General features: G+C 45.1%; 15 protein-coding genes. 6 read left to right on the top strand and 9 right to left on the bottom strand.

From position 1 onward, the window contains the following. The first annotated feature begins 9 nt into the window (after positions 1 to 9). From ACFQ3J_RS04215 to ACFQ3J_RS04205, 3 genes are all read left to right on the top strand, one after another. Positions 10 to 546: a chromate transporter gene (locus tag ACFQ3J_RS04215; protein ID WP_091157276.1), complete on the top strand. Its 537-nt coding sequence runs from the start codon at positions 10 to 12 to the stop codon at positions 544 to 546. Between the two features lie 139 nt (positions 547 to 685). After that, positions 686 to 2515, top strand: a complete 1830-nt coding sequence (locus ACFQ3J_RS04210) for a UbiD family decarboxylase (protein ID WP_251581323.1) — start codon at positions 686 to 688, stop codon at positions 2513 to 2515. Positions 2516 to 2765: 250 nt separating this feature from the next. Then, positions 2766 to 3794, top strand: coding sequence for a serine hydrolase domain-containing protein (locus ACFQ3J_RS04205; RefSeq protein ID WP_251581321.1), 1029 nt, complete (start codon positions 2766 to 2768; stop codon positions 3792 to 3794). Positions 3795 to 3865: 71 nt separating this feature from the next. Here ACFQ3J_RS04205 and ACFQ3J_RS04200 read toward each other — a convergent pair whose 3' ends face one another. From ACFQ3J_RS04200 to ACFQ3J_RS04180, 5 genes are all read right to left on the bottom strand, one after another. Continuing rightward, a complete protein-coding gene (locus tag ACFQ3J_RS04200) occupies positions 3866 to 4831 on the bottom strand; it encodes a phosphotransferase (RefSeq protein WP_251581319.1) in 966 nt (321 codons plus the stop codon). Between the two features lie 240 nt (positions 4832 to 5071). Further along, a complete protein-coding gene (gene galU, locus ACFQ3J_RS04195; RefSeq protein WP_251581317.1) occupies positions 5072 to 5950 on the bottom strand; it encodes a UTP--glucose-1-phosphate uridylyltransferase GalU in 879 nt (292 codons plus the stop codon). Between the two features lie 13 nt (positions 5951 to 5963). Next, complete coding sequence (locus ACFQ3J_RS04190) at positions 5964 to 8180, bottom strand: bifunctional alpha,alpha-trehalose-phosphate synthase (UDP-forming)/trehalose-phosphatase (RefSeq protein ID WP_251581315.1); 2217 nt, start codon at positions 8178 to 8180, stop codon at positions 5964 to 5966. Between the two features lie 261 nt (positions 8181 to 8441). Continuing rightward, the gene (locus ACFQ3J_RS04185; RefSeq protein ID WP_091157294.1) at positions 8442 to 8720 is read right to left on the bottom strand and encodes an HPr family phosphocarrier protein; all 279 of its coding nucleotides are present in this window, start codon (positions 8718 to 8720) and stop codon (positions 8442 to 8444) included. Positions 8721 to 8905: 185 nt separating this feature from the next. Beyond that, on the bottom strand, positions 8906 to 9523 hold the full coding sequence (locus ACFQ3J_RS04180; RefSeq protein WP_251581313.1) for a GntR family transcriptional regulator: 618 nt from the start codon (positions 9521 to 9523) through the stop codon (positions 8906 to 8908). Positions 9524 to 9801: 278 nt separating this feature from the next. Between ACFQ3J_RS04180 and garR the strand changes: the two genes are divergently transcribed. From garR to ACFQ3J_RS04165, 3 genes are read left to right on the top strand one after another with little or no spacing between them, the layout of a single operon-like run. Continuing rightward, positions 9802 to 10689, top strand: coding sequence for a 2-hydroxy-3-oxopropionate reductase (garR, locus tag ACFQ3J_RS04175; RefSeq protein ID WP_091157299.1), 888 nt, complete (start codon positions 9802 to 9804; stop codon positions 10687 to 10689). A gap of 36 nt (positions 10690 to 10725) precedes the next feature. Next, positions 10726 to 12066 (top strand): GntP family permease, encoded by a 1341-nt coding sequence (locus ACFQ3J_RS04170; RefSeq protein WP_091157312.1) that lies wholly within the window; start codon positions 10726 to 10728, stop codon positions 12064 to 12066. 57 nt (positions 12067 to 12123) lie between these two features. Beyond that, the gene (locus ACFQ3J_RS04165) at positions 12124 to 13563 is read left to right on the top strand and encodes a four-carbon acid sugar kinase family protein (RefSeq protein WP_251581312.1); all 1440 of its coding nucleotides are present in this window, start codon (positions 12124 to 12126) and stop codon (positions 13561 to 13563) included. 138 nt (positions 13564 to 13701) lie between these two features. On the opposite strand, the gene ACFQ3J_RS04160 is transcribed toward ACFQ3J_RS04165, so the two are convergent. The 4 genes from ACFQ3J_RS04160 to ACFQ3J_RS04145 all read right to left on the bottom strand — a co-directional run bounded on the left by ACFQ3J_RS04160 (position 13702) and on the right by ACFQ3J_RS04145 (position 21698). Continuing rightward, the gene (locus ACFQ3J_RS04160; RefSeq protein WP_251581311.1) at positions 13702 to 14739 is read right to left on the bottom strand and encodes a serine hydrolase domain-containing protein; all 1038 of its coding nucleotides are present in this window, start codon (positions 14737 to 14739) and stop codon (positions 13702 to 13704) included. 168 nt (positions 14740 to 14907) lie between these two features. Beyond that, positions 14908 to 16140 carry an S-layer homology domain-containing protein gene (locus ACFQ3J_RS04155; RefSeq protein ID WP_251581683.1) on the bottom strand — a complete coding sequence of 411 codons (1233 nt, stop codon included), beginning with the start codon at positions 16138 to 16140 and terminating at the stop codon, positions 14908 to 14910. A 166-nt stretch (positions 16141 to 16306) separates the two neighbouring features. Next, on the bottom strand, positions 16307 to 20266 hold the full coding sequence (locus tag ACFQ3J_RS04150) for a S8 family serine peptidase (protein WP_285849941.1): 3960 nt from the start codon (positions 20264 to 20266) through the stop codon (positions 16307 to 16309). 520 nt (positions 20267 to 20786) lie between these two features. After that, a complete protein-coding gene (locus ACFQ3J_RS04145; RefSeq protein WP_251581310.1) occupies positions 20787 to 21698 on the bottom strand; it encodes a GNAT family N-acetyltransferase in 912 nt (303 codons plus the stop codon). Positions 21699 to 21852: the final 154 nt, after the last annotated feature.

Genomic DNA, 21852 nt, shown 5'->3' with positions numbered 1-21852 from the left:
AGACTTACTATGCTGTACTGGGAATTGTTTATTACTTTTTTGAAGATTGGACTTCTATCCTTCGGAGGAGGCTACGCTGTTATTCCAATGGTTCAATATGAGGTTGAAAAATATAGCTGGCTCCCCGCAGAACAGTTTCAACGAATTGTCTCTCTCGCTGGAATGTCGCCTGGCCCGATCGCTACCAACAGCGCTTCGCTAATAGGCTATCATACCGCGGGAATGACGGGGGCGGTTACGGCAACAATAGGAATCATCCTCCCTTCTTTGCTCATTGTCATACTGATCGCTGCCTTCTTCTTCAAGATCAACAAGAATCCTCTAGTACAATCCTCGTTTTACGGACTTCGCCCTATCATAACCGGACTGATTGTTTACGCAGCCATCCATTTCGGCTTCAGTGGACATGGTGACAGCATTTTTCAATGGAGTACGTTTGCCACCCTGCTCACGGCGGCAGCAGCTTTCTTCGCTATTATAAAATATAAACTTCATCCACTATTGGTCATCCTGCTCTCTGCATGTGTCGGAATCATCTTATTTTGACAAATCAGCGAATTAATCAATATGAAGTTGAGTATTTAATGGCTGGAAAGTACTATTAAGGGAAGAGCTATTGCATTCATTTCCGGTTTATATAGTCAGAACATGTAGAATAGGCTCAGCTAGGAGTGACTTTATTTTAATGTACACAACACTGGAATCATGTTTAATTGACTTGGAGCGACACGGACATCTTATTCGGATACGGGAAGAAGTAGATCCCGAGCTCGAAATGTCCGCCATTCATCTGAGAGTATTTGAAGCAGGGGGACCCGCTCTCTTATTTGAAAATGTAAAAGGTTCGCCGTATCGGGCGGTTTCCAACCTGTTTGGAACCATTGAGCGCAGCAAGTTTATGTTTCGCCAGACCTGGGATTCAACGCAGAATGTTATCGCACTCCGCAATGATCCCATGAAAGCACTAAAAAATCCGTTTCGTCATGTCGGCGCGGCGACTTCGGCAATAAAAGCCCTGCCCCTCAAACGGGGAAGCAGCATGTCAGGCTTCAAGGAAATTAAAATAACCGATCTTCCATTAATCAAGCATTGGCCCATGGATGGAGGAGCCTTCGTGACACTGCCTCAGGTGTACACAGAAGATCCAGACAAGGCCGGCATTATGAAAGCCAATCTGGGTATGTACCGTGTGCAGCTTACAGGAAATGACTACACCGCAAATGAAGAAATTGGCCTGCATTATCAAATTCACCGCGGAATCGGAATTCATCAGCATAAAGCAAATCGTAAAGGTGAGCCGCTTAAGGTCAGCATCTTCATCGGTGGACCACCAGCACATACTCTCTCTGCGGTTATGCCGCTGCCTGAAGGATTAAGTGAGCTGTTGTTCGCAGGTCTATTATCTGGAAGAAGATTTAGATATGGATATGATGCGGACGGATTCTGTATCAGTCATGATGCGGATTTTGTCATTACTGGAGAGATTCATCCCGATGATACGAAGCCGGAGGGTCCGTTCGGAGACCATTTAGGCTACTATAGCTTGATTCATCCGTTTCCACTGATGCGTGTTCGGAAGGTCTACGCCAAGCATAATGCAATTTGGCCATTCACTGTCGTTGGCCGTCCTCCGCAGGAAGACACTGCATTCGGAGAGCTCATTCACCAGTTAACCGGAGGTGCAGTTAAGCAGGAGGTCCCCGGAGTTAAAGAGGTTCACGCTGTCGATGCGGCAGGAGTCCATCCTCTTCTGCTGGCGATCGGTTCAGAACGGTACACTCCTTACACCAAGATTAAGCAGCCGGCAGAGCTGCTTACGATCGCGAACCGGATTCTTGGCACGGGACAGCTCAGTCTTGCTAAGTACTTATTCATTGCCGCAGAGGAAGAACAGCCGATCAGTACACATCATGTATCCGAATTTTTCTCATACATACTTGAGCGAATTGATCTCAAGCGAGATATTCATTTTCAGACCAATACAACGATTGATACGCTGGACTACTCAGGCAGCGGCCTGAATCAAGGAAGCAAAGTGGTCTTCGCCGCATGTGGTGACAAGAAGCGCGCGCTCTGTATGGAAGCTCCGGAACAGCTTCAAGGGCTCCGGAATTTCGATAATCCTAGACTAGTGTTGCCAGGAGTTGTGGCACTGGAAGGACCTGCTTTTAGCAGCTATGCAGATGCAGCACAGCAGCTCGATGAATTGACAAACGCGGTCCATATGCGCGGAGACATGCCGGGCTGTCCGCTCATTATTTTGTGTGATGACAGCAATTTCCTAAGTGAATCCATTGATAATTTCTTATGGGCCACCTTTACCAGAAGCAATCCTTCTCATGATATTTACGGAGTGAATTCGGGATATTCCTATAAGCATTGGGGTTGTGACAATGTCATCATTGATGCTAGAACCAAGCCGCATCATGCCCCTCCGCTCATTCTGGATCAGGCTGTTGAACAGCGAATCGACCGCTTGTTTGCTAATAGCGGCAGCTTATCTGGTGTTCTGTAGCCTTTTAAGATAATTAGATATAACAAACAGCCACTGTACAAATAAGTGTACCAGCGGCTGTTTGTGCTTCTCAGATCTATACAAAACACGACGTATCTTTCTTCGAAATGTTAATTTGAGCCAATAGGTCTAATTAGTAACTGCCAGATTGAATCTTGTAAAAAACCATTATACTGATTTAGCACCACCATGCCGGCTCTCACCATGCTAACATGAATGAATACTCTTACTTAGATTGGAGATCAATCAAATGAACACCACGCTGCAGGATCGAATTCAACGACGGATGGAACAACATCATTTTTCAGGAAGCATCTACGTCAAATCAAACGACACGGATGTACTTAAGCTCAGACACGGTTACGCAAACCGTTCAGACCTTATATTAAATCAATGGAATACCCGTTACGGCATCGCCTCTGGCTCCAAATTGTTTACGGCCATCGCGATCTGCCAACTGGTGGATATAGGGGAAATTCAATTTAATACAACGATTAACGAATGCCTCGGCTCTTACTCCTTTCCTCATTTTGATCCGGGCATCACCGTGCATCAGTTACTGACGCATACCTCTGGTATCCCCGATTATTTTGATGAAGACCTCATGGAAGACTTTGAAGAGCTATGGATCAAGCGACCCATGTATCATATTCGTCACCTTGAGGATTTTCTGCCCATGTTCCAAAATGAGCAAATGAAGCATTCTGCAGACAGTAAATTTCATTACAATAACGCAGGTTACATCATGCTTGGATTAATCGTAGAAAAGGTAAGCCAAATGGCTTTTCAGGAATACGTAGCAGAGCATATTTTTGCGAAAGCTGGAATGAATGATTCAGGTTATTTTGAAATGGATGCACTGCCTGATCGAACTGCACTTGGTTACATAGATACTGATCAGGGCTATCGGACCAATATCTACTCACTTCCCGCGAGAGGAGGTTCAGACGGCGGTGCTTATGTAACTGTTGATGATATGATGAAGCTGTGCGAAAGGTTATTGGGAGGGAGCCTGCTGTCTACCAAGCTTACCGAACTAATCTTAACTCCACATGTAGAAGTGAGTGAGAGCACAGCGTATGGATATGGTCTCTGGATGACGAAGAATCAAGATATGGGGGAGATCGAGAAGTATGTGCTTATGGGGTATGATCCTGGCATAAACTTTCGTGCACTCATCTATCCGGATCAATCCTTGTATGCGGTTGTATGTTCTAATCAATCAGATGGTGCTTATGAGATCATTAGTGAAATAGAAAAAGAACTTACATCCAAGTAAAACGGATTAAATTATAAAGACGAACAAACAGCCTCCTATCCATAAGCACACAAGGGGCTGTTTGTCGTTTTTTATCGTAAAATTCCAAATATGCCGAGTATCGTCTGCCTCGTTTCTTCCCGTTGTCTTATCAGCTTATCATGGGGCCAGATGCTATCAGAGTCCTGCAAATCTCCTTCGATCAAGTGCAGCATCCATAATGAAAAAGCCGCAGCGAAGAGCATATACTCTCTCTTAAAAGCTGTTTTATCATAGATTGTTCCATTGGATCTGGTCAATTCTAAATATGTATCAAGGACCTTTTCTCGAGTTTGGGGATCCGTCTTCCTTGGAAAGAGTGGATGCGGCATGTCAAGCAAATGATATAAATCCCACATCGGCGTACTTCGGTGGTTATGCTCCCAATCCATCACAACAATTCTGCCGGAAGAAGTTCTTCCAAAGTTACCGGGATGCAGATCTCCATGTGAATATACTACCGCTTGTGAGAAACCGTGACTCTCCAGTAGATGAAAAAAGTAGTCTATACTTTTCTCAACACTCCCTAACGCTCGCAGCAAATCCATACTTATACTTTTCTTCGACATCAGGTTGGACAGTATTGAAGCTAATCCCGGCTTCTGACCATAACTTGTTAGCTCAGGATAGGATGCTAGTGGTACAGCGTGCCATATTGCCATCCATTCCGTAACCTGTAGAAGCATTGCTTCATCGGCATTATGTTCCAGGGTTCCTACATCTTCGAAGAGGAGCCAAGGGATATCCTCCTGATGATCTCCTTCGGAATGAGCGATCAGCCTTGGATACATAGAAGGGAGATAAGGCAGCACACGAGCATATGCCCAGCTCTCTCCAGTAAATACTGTATCGGTAGAAAGCTGCTTTAAGATATAGCTTGTGGGGGAATCTGTGATCAGACGCTCTACCCTCCTGCCTTCTAGACCTATATGGAGCATTTCACGAGCGTGGACGTTTATATCAAGAGCAGCCAGCCCTGCGGGAAGTGGCCAGTGCTCATATTTCTCTGACTCTATCAAACTCCTGCTTCCTCCTACTCGGTCAAATGATCATCGTATCAAGTATAATCTAAATCCGATATTTGCGGCTATTTTTAGTATATTCTCCATACAGCAGTATACGCCTCATTGCACCGTTCTCCTGCCCTCTCTTATAGACAAGGTCTGAGATACACCGGCAAATGAGGCGTTAACCTAACAGCATTTGATGTATTCATATGCATTACATATTACTAATAGAATGGCTACAAGCAAGATCAATTAAAATGATTCGCTGCGCTTCAGAACTTCTTTCAAATAAACCGCCAGGTCATCCTTCAATTCATCATTCTGCATGGCATAATGAATCGTGGTTTGAATGAAGCCCAGCTTCTCGCCCACATCATGACGAGTTCCGTCAAAATGATAAGCGATTAGATCCTCTTCGAGGCCTAGTTTAGCGAGCGCATCGGTCAGCTGAATCTCGCCGCCAACCCCGGCAGGAATATCACCCAGGATATCAAAAATACGCGGCGTCAATATATAACGACCGAGAATGGCCAGATTGGACGGGGCGTCCTCTCGCTTCGGTTTCTCCACCAAACGATTGGCCTTGTATACTCGTTCTGACAGCTCTTCACCATCCACGAGACCATAACGCGAGACCTGCTCCCAAGGCACCGGCTGTACGCCGACAATGGAAGATTCATGCTTCTCATATACATCCATCATCTGCTTGAGACAAGGCACCTTGGATTCAACGATGTCATCTCCTAGCATGACGGCAAAGGGTTCATTGCCAACAAATTTACGGGCACACCATATCGCATGACCAAGCCCAAGCGGTTCGCCTTGACGAATGTAGTGAATGTCTGCCATCTCAGACGATTTGCGCACTTCATCCAGCAGCTTCCATTTATGCTGTTCGGCCAGATTATGCTCGAGTTCAAATGAATTGTCAAAATGGTCTTCAATGGCCCGTTTGCTCTTCCCAGTCACAATGATAATATCTTCAATACCGGAAGCAACAGCTTCCTCTACAATATATTGAATGGTCGGTTTATCTACAATCGGGAGCATTTCCTTGGGCATCGCTTTGGTTGCCGGAAGGAAGCGAGTCCCCATACCTGCTGCCGGAATAATGGCTTTACGAATTTTCATGTTGTTCTCCTCCTCATTGCTGCTGTTGTGGATGCAACTGAGCTGTATCGCTTAGTTCCTCAAGCTTTTTAAGCAGTGTTCTGAATTCTTTATTTGTTTTCAGTTGATATTTAGCATTTGTGTTGCCGGAACCGATCTTTATAGAGAACGCTTCTTCCGGAAGCGCATTAAACATGTCTTCATCTGTATAATCGTCACCCGCACCCATAATAAAATCAAAGGCTTCGGCCCGGGTTAGCAAATGAACCCCGTGTCCCTTATTGATCCGGCTGTCCTTCACCTCTAATACTTTGTTTCCTTCAAGCACACCAATACTCATGGACTGCGTGATCGATAGCAGCGCTTCTCTAAGCTCATCCCGCTTAAGCGCGATGACATCTGGCTCGCACTGTCTATAGTGCCAAGCTAGCGAGAATTCCTTCTCTTCAATCAGCGAGCCTGGCATCCGGTCTGTATACATTTCGAGAATGTGGCGAATTCTGTCCTTCCATTCATTATCAACATTAATGGTCTTGATCCATTCTTCACCAGCTTGCTTAAACCACAAACCATGGGAGGCAATCAAATGAAGGTTCAGATCACCGAGCCATTTCTCGATGACGCCGCGATCTCTGCCTGTAATGATGACCACCGTATTCTTCGGATCCTGCGACAGGTTCGCCAGCAGCTGTCTGAGTTCCTCATCCGGTTTTGCTTGGTCCGGAGTCGGCTTGAAGCCGACAAGGGTCCCATCATAATCGAGCAGGATCAGGCGACGCTCTGCATCCGTATATGCTGTTTTTATCGCAGAAGAATCAGAGACATCGAGCATCGGCTTGGTTTGCAGGGCCTCTGTCTCGCTATTCTGCAGAGCGGTAATAAATTCGTCCGCCCAGAAATTGATGTTATATCTGGAGAGACGATGATGCATCATCTTGTTGCGTTCAATCTTCTCATGATCTGGCATATCAAGCGCGGTCTTAAGTCCTTCAGCAATCGCACCGTGATCATTCGCGTTAACGATGACAGCCTCACCCAGCTCGCTTGCCGCTCCTGCTGTTTCACTCATCACCAGCATCCCTTTATAATCATTGCGTGAAGCAATATACTCCTTCGCCACCAGGTTCATACCGTCCCGAAGCGGTGTGACCAGCAGTACATCACTATGGCGATAGAAGGCAATTAGATCATCCTGGCTGAATGTGCGGAAGAAGAACCATATGGGCATCCAATTCACCGTACCGAACTGGCCATTCACTTCACTGACGAGCACTTCGATATGTTTTTTTAACGTGTCATAGGTTTCCACTTCCACTCGGGAAGGTGCAACAATAAGATTCAGACGAACCTTCTCGTGATATTCCGGGTATTTCGTCAAGAACCGCTTGAAGGCTTTGATTCGGTCAGGAATACCCTTGGTATAATCCAGCCGGTCAATAGACAGAATGTTCTGGATGCTGCGCGTGCTTTCTACAAAATTCACCAGTTCACTCGACAGCTCAGCTGTACTCGATTTGGAGAAATAATCATAATCAATTCCCATTGGGAATGCTTCGACCTGTACGGTATGTGTCTCATAGCTGAGTTTGTTCAAGCTGTGTTCCACGCCGAGTATTCTACGTACTGTACTGAGGAAATGCCGAACATAATCATAAGTATGGAAGCCGAGCAGGTTGGCACCTAGCAATCCCTGAAGTATCTCTTCACGCCAGATTAATAATCTGAATATTTCGAAGGAAGGGAAAGGAATGTGGAGGAAAAATCCGATTTGGGCATTCGGGTATTTCTCTCTAATCATTTGCGGCAGCAGCATCAGCTGATAATCATGCACCCATATCGTATCATTAGGCTCAATGACCTCATCCAGTGCATCAAAGAATTTCTGATTAACTCTCTTGTAGGCCTCCCAAGTGTCGATGCTGTATTCCGTATGGCTTGTGAAGTAATGAAATAAAGGCCAGATCGTTTCGTTACAGAAACCATGATAATATTGATCAATCTCTGGCTCAGACAGAAAAACCGGAAGGCAGTTATATTGTTCTGTCAGTTCCGTGTTAATGGACCCTTTCTCCTCTTCAGACAGCTCATTGCTAGAGATGCCCGGCCAGCCGGCCCAAACGCTGTTTCCTTGTTCATGGTAGCTCTTGAGTCCTGTTGCCAACCCACCAATACTCTTACTGTAGGTGAGTTCCGACTCGTTCTTCTTGACAGTGACAGGCAGACGATTGGATACAAAAATAAGTTTACTCAATGGTGATCCCCTTTCCAGTAAAAGTTTCGCTGTTCTCTAATTTATATAGTTCTATAATGCTTGAAATTCCGCTCTTCCAAGCAAGTTACCTGTAACTTTCATACCCGCTTTCATCGAAAATGACTCAATTTCATGGGATAAACCTGATAATCGCGGTCTTTATCCGAACAATAGACAAGGCCTCAACAAGGATCTGAACATAGCAAAAAAACCTGGAAAATGTATCTCCAGGCTTTAACCTTTTACGATATGAATCTCATGTTATGCTTCCATTCCTGGAACCCTGCTGAAGCATTCGATCAACGTTTCAAGTGCCTCGAGCTCATCCTTCCCTCTCGTGGACAAGCGAATCTTCGTTCCCGCATGAATGGGCTGCAGGATCATCCCAAGAAGGCTCTTCACATCAATCACATGCTCATTATCGTTGTGGTCTGTGTACGTGATGATAATTTGTGAGACAAAGCTTGAAGCCAAATTCGAGATTTGAATGAGTTCCTGCTGAACGTATTCGGATTGCACGATGAATTCATGTACCCTCACATCCATCACCCCTGTCTATTGATAATAGCTGTATGCAGATTCAAATCAGTTGGTGATACAGGCTTTCAGCCATATCCAATATACAATTATTTTAAAGGAAACGAGCTCAATGGTAAACGGTTACAAAAAAACCGAAGTACGTGCTCATGTTATGAGCATCGCATTATTGATGACCGGCTACTCCTTCAATCCTTGCTTAAATGCAGATAGAAATTAAGATCAGCTTCAAGGTGAACTTTCATCAGCCTCTCGGCCTCTTCCCCATTATGGGCCATAATGGCATCCAGAATTTGCTGGTGTTCCTCGATCAAAAACGGGCGCTTATAATGGACGACCGCTCTGCGGAACAAATAGATGATGGATTGCATGCGCTCAATAATGTTAATAAGCTCGGGGTTGCGGCTTGCCTTGACAATGATATCATGAAACAGCTTGTTCGCTTCCATCGTCTCGACCACATTACCGTGCTGTGCATTATCAATACACTGCTGAAGTTGTTTCTGTGAGGCTTCATCCATGTAGATCGCTGCACATCGAGCCGAGTACCCCTCTAGAAGTATCCGTACTTCGAAAATATGCCGCAGGTCCTCATCCGTCGGACTAACCACACGCTTGCGTTTAATTAACCCCTCTTGTTCCAGCTTCCGAATGGATTCTCTAACGGGCGTTCGGCTAACCCCCATCTCTTCAGCGAGTCTTTCCTCCACCAGCTTCGTCCCGCCAGGCAGATCCCCGTTCAATATTTTGTCTCTAATTTGCTCATAGCAATGGATGTACGCCGCTTGTAAACCTTGCTTTGCCATATCAAGTACTCATCCTTTTCATCCTCTTAAAACCCTCTATAAATGGGAATCTGACCTTCATTATAGGGGAAAATCAGTTCTAATAAAAGCAAAATCGCCAAAATCAAGCAAGTACGACTTAGATTTTGTATTCAATTTAGTATTTTTTGTATACAATTTTTATAATTATTGTGTACATTATTGAACTTTTTGTGTACAATACATTTGAAATTGCGAAATCTTAAGACCAACCTATTACAAAATAATGGTCAAACGATCATACAAGGAGGAAAATCATCATGAGAATTGGCTTCATAGGACTAGGGATCATGGGTAAGCCGATGGCAGCGAATCTATTAAAGAAGGGGTACAACATCATCGTCAATGACCTAAATCATTCGGCTGTGGATGAGCTGAAGGGACTTGGGGCAGACACTGGGCTCACTCCTAAACAGGTCGCAGTTGAAAGCGATATCATCATAACGATGCTTCCGAACAATGCGATTGTAAAAAGTGTCATTTTAGGTGAAGACGGCATCATTCACGGAGCAAAGGAAGGCTCGATCGTCGTCGATATGAGCTCCATTTCGCCTGTCACTGCGACAGAAATTGCTGACGCTTTGAAGAAGCAAGGGATCGAAATGCTGGATGCACCGGTCAGCGGAGGAGAACCTAAAGCGATTGATGGAACCTTGTCTGTTATGGCGGGTGGAAATGAAAACGCATTTAATCAAGTTAGACCCATTCTCGCCTGCATGGGTAAGGATATTACCTGGGTTGGTCCGAGCGGCAGCGGCGCCACAGCCAAGCTGGCGAATCAAATTATGGTAAATGTAAACATTGCCGCCATGTCGGAGGCTCTCGTACTGGCAGCCAAGGCCGGCATTGACATTGAGAAAATGTATCAGGCTATTCGCGGCGGACTTGCTGGAAGCGCTGTACTAGATGCGAAGCTTCCAATGATTATCGAACGCAACTTCCAAGCTGGAGGTCGTGTAGACATTAATTTGAAGGATTTGACCAATGTGATGGAGACAGCTGATGCCTTCGAAATGTCACTTCCTCTTACTGAACACGTGAAGCATATATTCGAGTCCCTTAAGAAGGATGGCAAACAAGCTGATGATCATGGGGGGATTGTGCAATATTATGAGAAGCTGGCTGGTGTAGAAGTACGCAAGGCGTAGAAATTATCCTAATCTTCTAGTAAAGGTGGAAATAACATGTTAACAGGACCTATGCTGATCGTCGTCTTTCTGATCGCATTAGCATTTCTGTTTCTTCTTATTATCAAGTGGAAGGTTGAGCCGTTCCTGGCTCTCGCTTTCACTGCATTTGCAACCGCGATTGCCATTGGGATTCCGATGAAGGAGGTTCCCGGTGTCGTTACCTCCGGCTTCGGGAGCACACTGACCGGAGTCGGTATATTAATCGGTCTTGGTGTTATATTCGGTCAATTTCTGGGGGCATCTGGTGCCGTCGAGAAAATTGCAAGCTCCATGCTGAAATTATTCGGTATTAAAAAATCACCTGCAGGACTGGCTTTATCCGGTACCGTAGTTTCAATTCCCGTCTATTTTGATGCTGCATTTGTCATTTTGAGCGGACTGCTTAAGAGTCTTGCCTCACGAACAGGAATCTCGATCGTTACCTTTGTAACCGCTCTCGGAGTCGGGTTGATTACCGCGCACAATATGATCGCGCCAACGCCGGGGCCGATGGTTGTGGCAGAGAATACAGGCTCGGATTTAGGTCTGTTTATTCTATACGGTATTATCGTAGCCATTCCAGCTACACTCGTTGGGGGCTATATCTATGGAATGTTTATTGGTAAAAGGATCAAGACGGAAGAAGAGATCACTATTGAGGAAGAAGTTAAGCAACTGCCACGGAAGGAAATCAGCACAGCGATGTCCTTCGGTATGCTGGCACTTCCCATCGTACTGATCCTTGCCAACACCATTTCTCAAATGCTGTTTCCTGGGACATTCATTGAAACGTTGTTCGGATTTCTTGGAGACAAGAACGTTGCCCTGCTGATCAGTGTATTAGCTGCAATTGTCCTGCTTCGGCCTTATATTGCAGAGGATTCAGGCAAATTGTACACGGAAGCCATCGCAACAGGCGGTATGATCATCCTGATTACCGGTGCTGGGGGCGCATTCGGTGCGGTCATTAATCACAGCGGAATTGGTGACTATCTGATTACGACCATGCAGAGCTGGAGCATTCCTGTACTGCTGCTGGCATTCATATTCACACAGATTCTGCGGGCATCACTCGGATCTTCAACTGTAGCTCTGGTAACTACATCAAGTATTATGGGACCTCTCGTTACTGACCTTGGTGTATCTCCTATCCTTCTTGGACTTGCGATCTGTGCCGGTGGTATCGGCCTATCACTCCCGAATGATTCCGGATTCTGGGTTGTCAACCGGTTTGGTAAATTGACCGTTACCCAAACGCTGAAGGTATGGACACTTGGTGGATTTATAGCAGGATTGACAGCGCTTGCGACAGTGTATGTATTAAGCTTGTTCAGCGGAATTCTGCCAGGCATTTAACTTAATAAAGACCCATTTTGCAAAAACACGACAATATATAGATAAGGTGTGGATACGATGAGTGGAACAACAGAGAAACGGAAGGCTGCCGAAATATTTGATCATCTTCCTTCACTAGATGACGAGATGGTACAACAGCTTCTATCCAAGGAACTTACAGAGCTAGACCGTAAAATAATCGTTCTGGACGATGATCCAACAGGTGTGCAGACCGTCCACGGCATATCGGTATACACGGACTGGTCTTTGTCCACCATGCGGAGTGGATTTCGAGAGGAGCAGTCCATGTTCTTCATCTTGACGAACTCGCGTGCCATGGTGGCAACGGAGACGGAAGAGGTTCACAAGGAAATTGCCCGCAATGCGGTCGCGGCTTCTAAAGAGCTTAACAAGCCTTTTCTCCTGATCAGCCGGGGTGATTCTACATTACGAGGCCATTATCCACTGGAGACTGATACACTAAAGGATACGATTCAGGCGGAGTCTGGAGCAATACTTGATGGAGAAGTCATTCTTCCTTATTTCAAGGCAGGCGGACGTTATACGATCGACAACATTCATTATGTACAGTATGGTGAGGAGTTAGTTCCTGCTGGCGAAACTGAATTTGCCAAGGATCGAACCTTTGGTTATGCGAGCTCTCATCTAGGTGAATGGGTTGAGGAGAAATCAGAAGGCGCTTACCTGTCCAAGGACACCACTTACATTGCTCTGGATCGACTGCGTGCAGTAGACATTGATACGATTGTAGAGCAGCTAATGCAGGTCCAACAATTTAACAAAGTCGTGGTGAATGCCGTTGACGATGTAGACGTGAAGGTCTTTACTATTGCTCTGATTCGTGCGATTCGAAACGGAAAGAATTTCATGTTCCGCACAGCGGCTTCCTTCACCAAAGTCATTGGAGGAATCAGCGACAAGCCGCTGCTGAGCCGGGAAGAGCTAATTCCTTCTCCTTCTAATGAAGGCGGTCTCATTCTTGTCGGATCACATGTCCAAAAAACAACCGAGCAGCTTGAACAATTAAAAACACTGACGGATATCGCTTTTATCGAATTTGACGTACATCTCGTTACCGATGACAAGGCGTTCGCAGCGGAAACAGAGCGTGTCATCTCCGCTGCCGAGCAAGCCATTGCATCCGGCAAGACGAGTACCGTATATACTCGCCGTGAACGACTGGATCTCGGAGAAGGTATGAAGTATGAAGAATTGAAGCAGTCGGTAAAAATATCCGATGCGGTAACAAGTATTGTCCAGCAGCTGAAGGTTCGCCCCCGCTACATCGTAGCCAAAGGCGGCATTACGTCAAGCGATATTGGAACCAAGGGACTTGAAGTACAGCGTGCTACCGTTGCAGGTCAGATCAAACCCGGCGTTCCGGTCTGGATTACAGGTGAGGAGAGCAGGTTCCCACACATCCCTTACATCATCTTCCCTGGTAATGTCGGGAATAAGGATACGCTTAAAGAAACGGTTGAGCTGTTGGAGCACTAATAGATCTGAAGTATAATCACGTTGTATAAACCAAACAAGGGCTGGCGGAAATCCGTCAGTCCTTGTTTATTTTATCGAAACATCGATCTAAAATTCTCGTTCATTACGAAGGGATGTCCGGGTTACATGTTGTCTCTACTAATTCAGACAGGAACAGAATACATTGTGCACATGAATGTTGTCCACCGTTTTGGCCAGCTGCGCTGTCATCAGCACAAATGCATACCCTTGCTTCGGATAGACCCAGACCATGCAGCCGCCGATTCCGTTGTGACCAAAAATATCTCGTTCAATGTACCCTTTGTGACGAGCAGGCATTTTCCATACATATCCGTAATCTGACTCCACCTCGGCAATATGAAGTGTCTGCGGTGTAGTCATCTGTCTGAAGGTCAGCGGCTGTAGAAGACGCTTGTCCTCGGCATATCTCGTTTCATTCAGCATCGCTTTCGCAAAGATCATCAGATCATCCGCCGTGCTGATTAAGCCGCCAAAAGGCAGCTTAGCACTCATCAGCTGGTCCATTCGCCCGGCTATAGCTTCAAAGCTTCCAATTGGTGCCATTCTGGACTGATTCTCTCCAGGTACACCAAAGCCGGTATCCTTCATGCCCAGCGGATCAAAAATATGTGTTTTCAAGTATTTCTCATAGGTCATTCCGCTGACTCTCTCAATGATCTCCGCCAGAACCGTAAATGCAATATTGTTGTAGTTAACTGCCGTGCCTGGAGCCGCCGTCAACGTACTGGATACGAGTGATGTAAAGATCTTAGCATGATTCATCCCGTCTGCTTCCAGTTTCCCTTGAGCCCATCTTGCCATATAGGATTCATCGAGTCCTGACGTGTGGGTCAGCAAGTGCCACAAGGCAAGCTTGTCTTTACCCTGTTCACCGAACTCAGGGAGAAGCTCAGTTATAAGCTGTGCTGGATGCAGCAAGCCCTGCTCCCATAATTGCATAATGGCTAGTCCAAACATGGGCTTGGTAATGGAGAATACCGGATAAGTGCTGGTACTGTCTATTTTTGTTCCATTCTCATGATTACCATAAGACCGAAGATCAATGGTATGCTCTTTGTCTGTGATGCCAAGTACACCAGATGGCCATGCCCCAGCCTGTACTTTCTGTTCGATATACCGATACATGGGTTCAAATTGACTTAATTGCTGGCTCACTCCTGTTACCTCCATCTGTCTATGTATATTCGGGCTGCTTCAATCTTGCATTCGTTTAGCCCATATCATATCGTAACACGGAAATTTACAGGTATCAAAAAAAACCGTCCGCTCCTTAGAAGTTAAGAAGCAGACGGAAGATCATATGAATTTTCAGGAGTAAAACATTTAATCAGCCAGATCTTGAATCCGGTTCAGCATAACGCTGACCTCAGCACGATTTGCCATGTCATTTGGTGCAAATTTAGACTCAGATTTACCTTGAATTAATTTGTTGTTGTATAAATAAGAGATGGAGGATTTGGCCCAGTGACTCTGAATATCTGTAAATGGAGCGGTTTGGACACTAGAGTTACTGTCTCCTTCAGTTAGGTATCTTGTTAAAATAGCCGCAATCTCAGCTCTTGTGATCGGTGAGCTCGGCTTAAACAGGATTGCTCCGCTCTTATTGGCTGACCCTTGAATCAGTCCGTAGCTTGCCGCCGTTTCTACATAATCATAATACCAATCGGTCGTGTTGATATCGGAGAAGGAAGGCACTATCTTCTGAGTCATATCCAGCTCGAGCGCAGTAACAGCCGCTTTCGCAAACTCCGCTCTTGTCATATGCCGGAGCGGTTCAAAGTTACCCTCGTTCGTACCGACAAGCACTTCACTCGCTGCCAGACTGATGATGGCATTCTCTGCCCATTTGACTTTAGTTAATGCCGACTGATCTTTAAACCCCGAGATAATCTCTTTACTCGTCGGCAGACTGACCTTTTTCTCAGCCTTATCCCCTACAGTCTCAACCACTTCATTCACTTTACCTGTTCCCGCACCGTTTGCTGAGATCGTAATTGTAGGATGATTCACCTGATGGACAATGTTGATTCCTGGATTATCGGGCTGAATAATAATGGACTTGGATTGACTCAGCTTAGCTGATCCCGCCTTCACAGCACGGAATTTAACCGTCCCTACCTTCCCATATCCCGTAAACAGCTTGGCACTCTTCGATGTAATCGCCTCGGCAATTTGCACGGTACCTGACGAATTCACTTTATTTAGCAGGCTCATCGGATTGCTCGATTTCTTAAATACACTTGGAGTAAGCTTGGTCTCCCCTTCTACAGGCACAAGGAGTGCTTTATCAAAATTTAAGTGAACTTCATAGCCCTGTACTTTGCTGTAATCCCCAGTAAAGCCTTGCAGCCAGATCGCAACTTCAACGATATCTCCTGACTTGACATGGTAAGAGGACGGAACAAGTCGAACCATTGGAAGCTCAGAGCCACTGCTCGCGGCTTTGGTGACTGCTGTGGATTCTGCAGCGAAGATCGCTGCAGCATTTAAAGTAAATACTAGACTGCTTGCCAGTAGAATCGTGGCTAATTTCTTCGATATCGGAGATTTGATCATCAAGAGTACAGCTCCTGTCTTCTTAATATGTAAGGAGAGAGGACTTGTGGTCCTCCCTCCAGCTTACTGCGGTATATATAGATCAAAATGATTTGATTTGTCTATATATAGTTTCAAATTCACCTTTTTATTGAGTTATGAAATTGATTATTACTAAGATTAACAATTACAGCTCGTAGTTACCGATGATATAAGAGATATCCAGTAGGTCTACTGCACTGTCGCGATTGATATCCGCAGCAGATGCCTTGGCATTTGCCCATGCAGAGCCTCTTGTCTTACCGAACTCTTTGGCTGTAAGCTGCAGATCCACGAGATTCACAGCACCGTCATTATTAACGTCACCCGCTGTCAGCGGACCAAAGTTCAATGTTTCGTTGCCATCTACGGTTACGCCTGCTGTTTCCGTAATGTGACCAGGAACAACAACGCGAACCGTGTAAGTTCCTTCAGGAACCTCAATGGTGTACGTGCCGTCAGCTCGAACTGTTCCCACTCCAGCTACAGTACCGTTGCCATCTACAGCTTCCACAACGACCTTGTGCACGCCATCCGCACCTTGGTACCAAGTCTCACTGTAATCGACACTGTCAGCAAAGGCTTCGGCATCTATGCTGCCTGTAATGGAGTATTGACCTGGTGAAGGATCACTTGTTACCGTTACAGACGCTCCGGTTACATCACCGACGGCAATATCTGCAGATGTACTGTTCAGTGCACGAACATTCGATAACTCGAAGTCGTACTCACCTTCACTTGCGCCAGCGAAGTTAAATGATGCGAGTGCTCCTTCACCGGTATATCCAGACTCCAGTCCGACCAGAGTAATGACATAGTCTGTTTTCGCTAGCCCATTACCGAGTGCCGTTGTTTCTTCATAGACGTAAGGTGTTACGCCCGGATTCTGCTCTTCCTGGTATGTTGATAGAACAACGCTTGGTGCCGTTGTACCTTTTATCAAATCCTCGTCATACGTCAAGCTGAACTGAGCAGAATAGAGATCTTCCACTTCAGAGAAATCAATGTCCAGATTGAAGGATTCATTGACATCCACTTCATCCGCGGAAGGATCAACCGTTAAGGAGATTTCGCCCGGAGTTGGTTCGCCAGGTTCTTCCCCGTCACTTTCGTAGCTGACAAGATGAGACGGTTCAATAAACCCATTTCCTGTATAATCATATACGTAGACTTCAAATTCATTTTGACCTTCTACAATTGGCACTTCAATAGTAAACTCACCATTATCCGAGATCGAGCCAACCGTATATTCCCAGTCTCCATCTAGAAGATAACCTGCTTCTACTACAATACCTGAATAATTTCCCAAGGCATCTACCATAAGGTCAGATTCAATTCGCCCACGAATCGTTCCGATATTACCTTCAACAGTAATTTCTGGATCATTTAAAGATGACACAGGTGCTTCAGTATCTAAAACAAAGGGATACGCTTGATCTAATAATTCGATCCATTCACCATTAGAGAATGCGAATGGTGCAACAGCGTAGATACCATCTTGAAGTTTGAAATCTTCCGGACCATAATCATTTACCGTTCCATCCCATTGCGGGATCCAATAATCTCCCGGTTCAAGTCCGCCCTCCGTTTCATCAATGACCGCGACCCACTCACCAGTAGTTAGATCATAAACATCCAATGATACATAGCTATTTTCGGAATTAACAGAGAAATAGATATCTGTATAATCAGAAAGCATGTCTTCATTTGGAGAGAAGAATTGCGGGTCAACTGCAACATCAGATACGACAGGAATTTCAACAGGCTCACCAACGTATACATAGACCGGAATTTGGAGCTGGTGACCTCCTGCTTCTGTCAAGATAATCTCACCTTCGTAATTTCCATCTGCTATCCCATTATTCATTGCAATCGTTACATCAATCGAAGCTTGTCCGTTCACTGGAACAGTAATACTGGATTCACTAACACTCAGCGTACCAGGAGCCGTACCGTACCACTCTGTGGATACAGTGTAGGAAGATGCTTCACCCACGATATCGCTAACTTCAAGCGTTTTGGTTGATGTCGATCCTCCATCCAGTATTCCGTAGCTTAATAGTCCGGTTTCATAAGGAGTTTCATCTCCCGACTCTACTGCCGTTGTCTCCTCCTGAACCAAGGCTACTGACTTCGCTTCCAAGGTGCTCTCTAGATCAAGCCGGCCGGCCCCCTGAATGTTATGCTCATACCGGTTACCATTTAGATCACTCAGTTTAAGCGCATTATTGGTCATTAAACCTTTAATTTCAGATAGAGTTAAGCTGGCATCCTTATCCAACAGCAGGGCAGCTGCTCCCGCAACATGTGGTGTAGCCATACTTGTACCCTGGAAGTCCGCATAAGCTTCTGAATAATCCCCTCCGTAGGCTGGAATGGAAGATCGGATTGCAACACCAGGTGCTGAAATATCCGGTTTGATACCGTACTTAGGAAGAGCTGGACCTCTTGAGCTGAAATCTGCCATTAAGTCCTGCTGCAAGTCAATCCCGAATGTAATTTCATAACCAGGTGTAGCTTCGATCTTACTCTTTAAGGCTGTACCATCCTCAAGAGATATACTTAGAGTCGGGATATAATCCCCTGGTGCACCCAAGGTTCCACCAAAGTTCCCTGATTCATTATTATAAATAATGGCAGCTACAGCACCCGCAGCCTGTGCATTTACAGATTTCTCAGCAAAGGAAATACTGCCTCTTTGGATAAGAGCGACCTTTCCTAACAAATCGACCGCTTCTGTTTCATCTACTGTTCCAAGACCTGCATAAACGACCTCTATTGATTCTCCATCCAGTGAGGATAAATCCGGAGAGAACGTCATCAGGCTGCCATAAGAGGTGATAAGTCCTTCGCCGTCAACCGTTGGTACATTGAGAGGTGGAGTTGAAGCACCTACCGAGATTGGTATTTCGGCAGCTCCCGGCGAACCAAGCGTATAATCATCCGGTCCCGAATTACCATTGGCAACTACAGTTACGACTCCAGCCAAAGCTGCATTGTTAAGCGCAACGGAAGCGGGATCGAATTCGTTGTTCATTTCACTTCCCAGAGACAGATTTATGATATCCATTTCATCTTCAACCGATTGCTCAATCGCCGCAATAACGCCTGAAGTCGGACCGCTTCCACCTGGGCCGAGCACACGGTATGCATACAAATCAGCTCCATAAGCTACACCCCTCACCCAGCCGGTTCCACTTTCTGGATCTAGCGGATTACCGCGGCCGGCTATCGTCCCGGACACATGTGTTCCATGATCTGTTGCAGCTTCAGGATCATTCGGATTGGGCGGAGTTTCATAAGGATCATCGTCATTGTCGATGAAATCATAACCGCCTTTGTATGCATCAGCTAAGCTTGGATGCTCATAATCGATCCCTGTATCCAGCACGCCTACCTTGATGCCTGTACCGTCATAACCGATATCCCAAAACGTATCTGAACCAATAAAGGGGGCACTTTCATCCATATTCGGAGTAATACTGTTTATTGGGGTAGCTTTCACTTCGTTATCCGGGTAAACGGCTTTGACACCGGGAATCGCTAGTAAGCTTTCGACCCGATCAGCCCGGATATCTACTGCATATCCGTTGAAAACCACGGAGTATGGTGTCTTCAGCGTAGCATTAAGCCTTTTGGCAGCAGAGGCAAAAGTCTGTTGCTGCTTCTGAATGAGGCTGCGCTGATTGTTATTTGCCGAACTTAAACTTTGAGAAGACTTAGATTCATAGAGAGCAATCGGCTCTTCTGATAACTCTACGATTACACTAATCGTGCTTGTACCGTCTGATTCTGGAACATAATTTTGAGGTACAATCACTGAGGAAGCTCGTTTGGAATTTTCACTCTGTGAATAGGATTGAATCTTTGAACCGTTACTAGCATTCTGACCAGCACTTTCTAATGCTTCTTGTTTCTTGCCACTATTCCATGTGACACCATCGAGAAGAGAATTCAGCTTGTTCTGATCTACATTAAACACGGAAGGGTCAAACTTTCTGGTGCTAGCCTCTGCTCCGGAGACTACTGCGGGAAATACAGTGGATAGGAATAACGTGGAGACAACCGATAGTGACATCAATCTGCGTCGAATGGGCTTAGACTGCATACTACTCCTCCTTATACTATTCAATGTAAGCTAAGTTTCTACAATGCTCTATCAATCTTCTTCTCTTCTGCTCATCGCATGTCTCCTTTTTCGATAAACTTCTTCTATGTAGCTTGAAGTTGTTCGAAAACTATTCTAATTCAACACTCTTAAAAACATTGTAGAATTTCCTGTTGTCCCTCATATGATGGTAGATTTGTTGTCAAACCCCTTGATTTTACACAAATCTCGAGCTATTTTCGCATCAAATCGAACATATCAAACCACTAAGGTGAAGTAATTTGACATCACATTCTATTCTACCAATGGATGAATGCTGTATAATCCATAGACCTTTTGTCATTTTGACTCGTAATCTCGAACCCTAATATTAAAAAACAGGAATTTAGTGCTACATATTGTATCAATCATGATATAGGAATAGTCGAAATGTACTAGAATAGGAAACACAGCATATTCATTTAAAGTAAAAAAAAAGCCTATATCCCCCCTAGTTCAGGACAAATACAGGCTTCTTTCACTATTTTGTTGTATTTAAAATGTAGAAATCAAGTTCATGTTCGACAATAAAACCCGCCCTCAAATATATCCCGAGTGCTGTACTATTCGAGCTCGACACACATAATCTGATCTCTTCAATAGGTCTGTCAAACAAGTCCGTTACCGCATATCGTATTAATTCAGTGCCAATCCCCTTATTCCGAGCAGCAGCAGATACCGCGATATATTCCACACTCCCTTCAGCATGTTCTTCATTTCCTTCGGTGTAGATATAACCAAGGAGTTCTTCTTCTTGTAGATATAGAAACAACCGATTCTCGTCACTTAGACGTTCAAGGATTGCCGAAGAATTATAGTAGGTACTTGGAAAACACTGATCATGTAAGATCGAAAAGGCTTCTTTCCATCGCTTATCCCAAGCTGCAATGGAGTTATTCGACTTACTATCTATGCGGGATCTCCCTTGCTCCAATTTTGCGCTGCTTCTTCTAATTACAAGAACAGATTCCTTCTGCTTATAAACAAACCCTAACTGGTTCATGAACTCTCTAGCACGATCATTCGCGGCATTATAGAATCCTTTAAACGTATGTACACGGTTCCCCAGCTTCGCTACTCCTGTATTCCATAGATCTGTGGCAATTCTCTGCCATAAAGGTCCAGACTCCGTATCGATAAAAGGCCCCCAAATTTCTGCCGCTCCTTCTTCCAGGTCGACATCAAACCCGAGGAAGCCAACGATTTCTCCCTGCTCCATATAGACAATAATCGACTCATCAAGAGATAGATCAGAAAATTTTTCAGTCAAACAAGCCTCGATTTCGTGTCTATTGCCCCCTGCATATCCAACGTTGCTGCTCTTACTCTTATTTATATTCGCGATAAACTTCGCGATCTCTCCGACCGGGGGCGTGCGAACAAATTCAGTCACGCTTCTAGTCCTCCTTTTTATCCACCATTATTAGATCAATAATTTTTGTTATCCAAAAATCACCTTACATTCTCTTCTTCTCTCCCACAAGGGTAAAGATTAATTATAGTTAATTAATTTCTTGCAGCTTGTATATCTCGATAAAAACGCGAAT

The organism is Paenibacillus provencensis (genome assembly GCF_042678545.1).
In the GTDB taxonomy this organism is placed as follows: Bacteria; Bacillota; Bacilli; order Paenibacillales; family Paenibacillaceae; genus Paenibacillus; species Paenibacillus provencensis.
This window is presented reverse-complemented; position numbering and strand designations above follow the sequence as displayed.

What these genes read in the sequence shown, in the direction of transcription:
- ACFQ3J_RS04215 (WP_091157276.1), top strand. Translation starts at nt 10, where the DNA reads ATGCTGTACTGGGAATTGTTTATTACTTTTTTGAAGATTGGACTTCTA.
- ACFQ3J_RS04210 (WP_251581323.1), top strand. Translation starts at nt 686, where the DNA reads ATGTACACAACACTGGAATCATGTTTAATTGACTTGGAGCGACACGGA.
- ACFQ3J_RS04205 (WP_251581321.1), top strand. Translation starts at nt 2,766, where the DNA reads ATGAACACCACGCTGCAGGATCGAATTCAACGACGGATGGAACAACAT.
- galU (WP_251581317.1), bottom strand. Translation starts at nt 5,950, where the DNA reads ATGAAAATTCGTAAAGCCATTATTCCGGCAGCAGGTATGGGGACTCGC.
- ACFQ3J_RS04180 (WP_251581313.1), bottom strand. Translation starts at nt 9,523, where the DNA reads ATGGCAAAGCAAGGTTTACAAGCGGCGTACATCCATTGCTATGAGCAA.
- garR (WP_091157299.1), top strand. Translation starts at nt 9,802, where the DNA reads ATGAGAATTGGCTTCATAGGACTAGGGATCATGGGTAAGCCGATGGCA.
- ACFQ3J_RS04170 (WP_091157312.1), top strand. Translation starts at nt 10,726, where the DNA reads ATGTTAACAGGACCTATGCTGATCGTCGTCTTTCTGATCGCATTAGCA.
- ACFQ3J_RS04165 (WP_251581312.1), top strand. Translation starts at nt 12,124, where the DNA reads ATGAGTGGAACAACAGAGAAACGGAAGGCTGCCGAAATATTTGATCAT.
- ACFQ3J_RS04155 (WP_251581683.1), bottom strand. Translation starts at nt 16,140, where the DNA reads ATGATCAAATCTCCGATATCGAAGAAATTAGCCACGATTCTACTGGCA.
- ACFQ3J_RS04150 (WP_285849941.1), bottom strand. Translation starts at nt 20,266, where the DNA reads ATGCAGTCTAAGCCCATTCGACGCAGATTGATGTCACTATCGGTTGTC.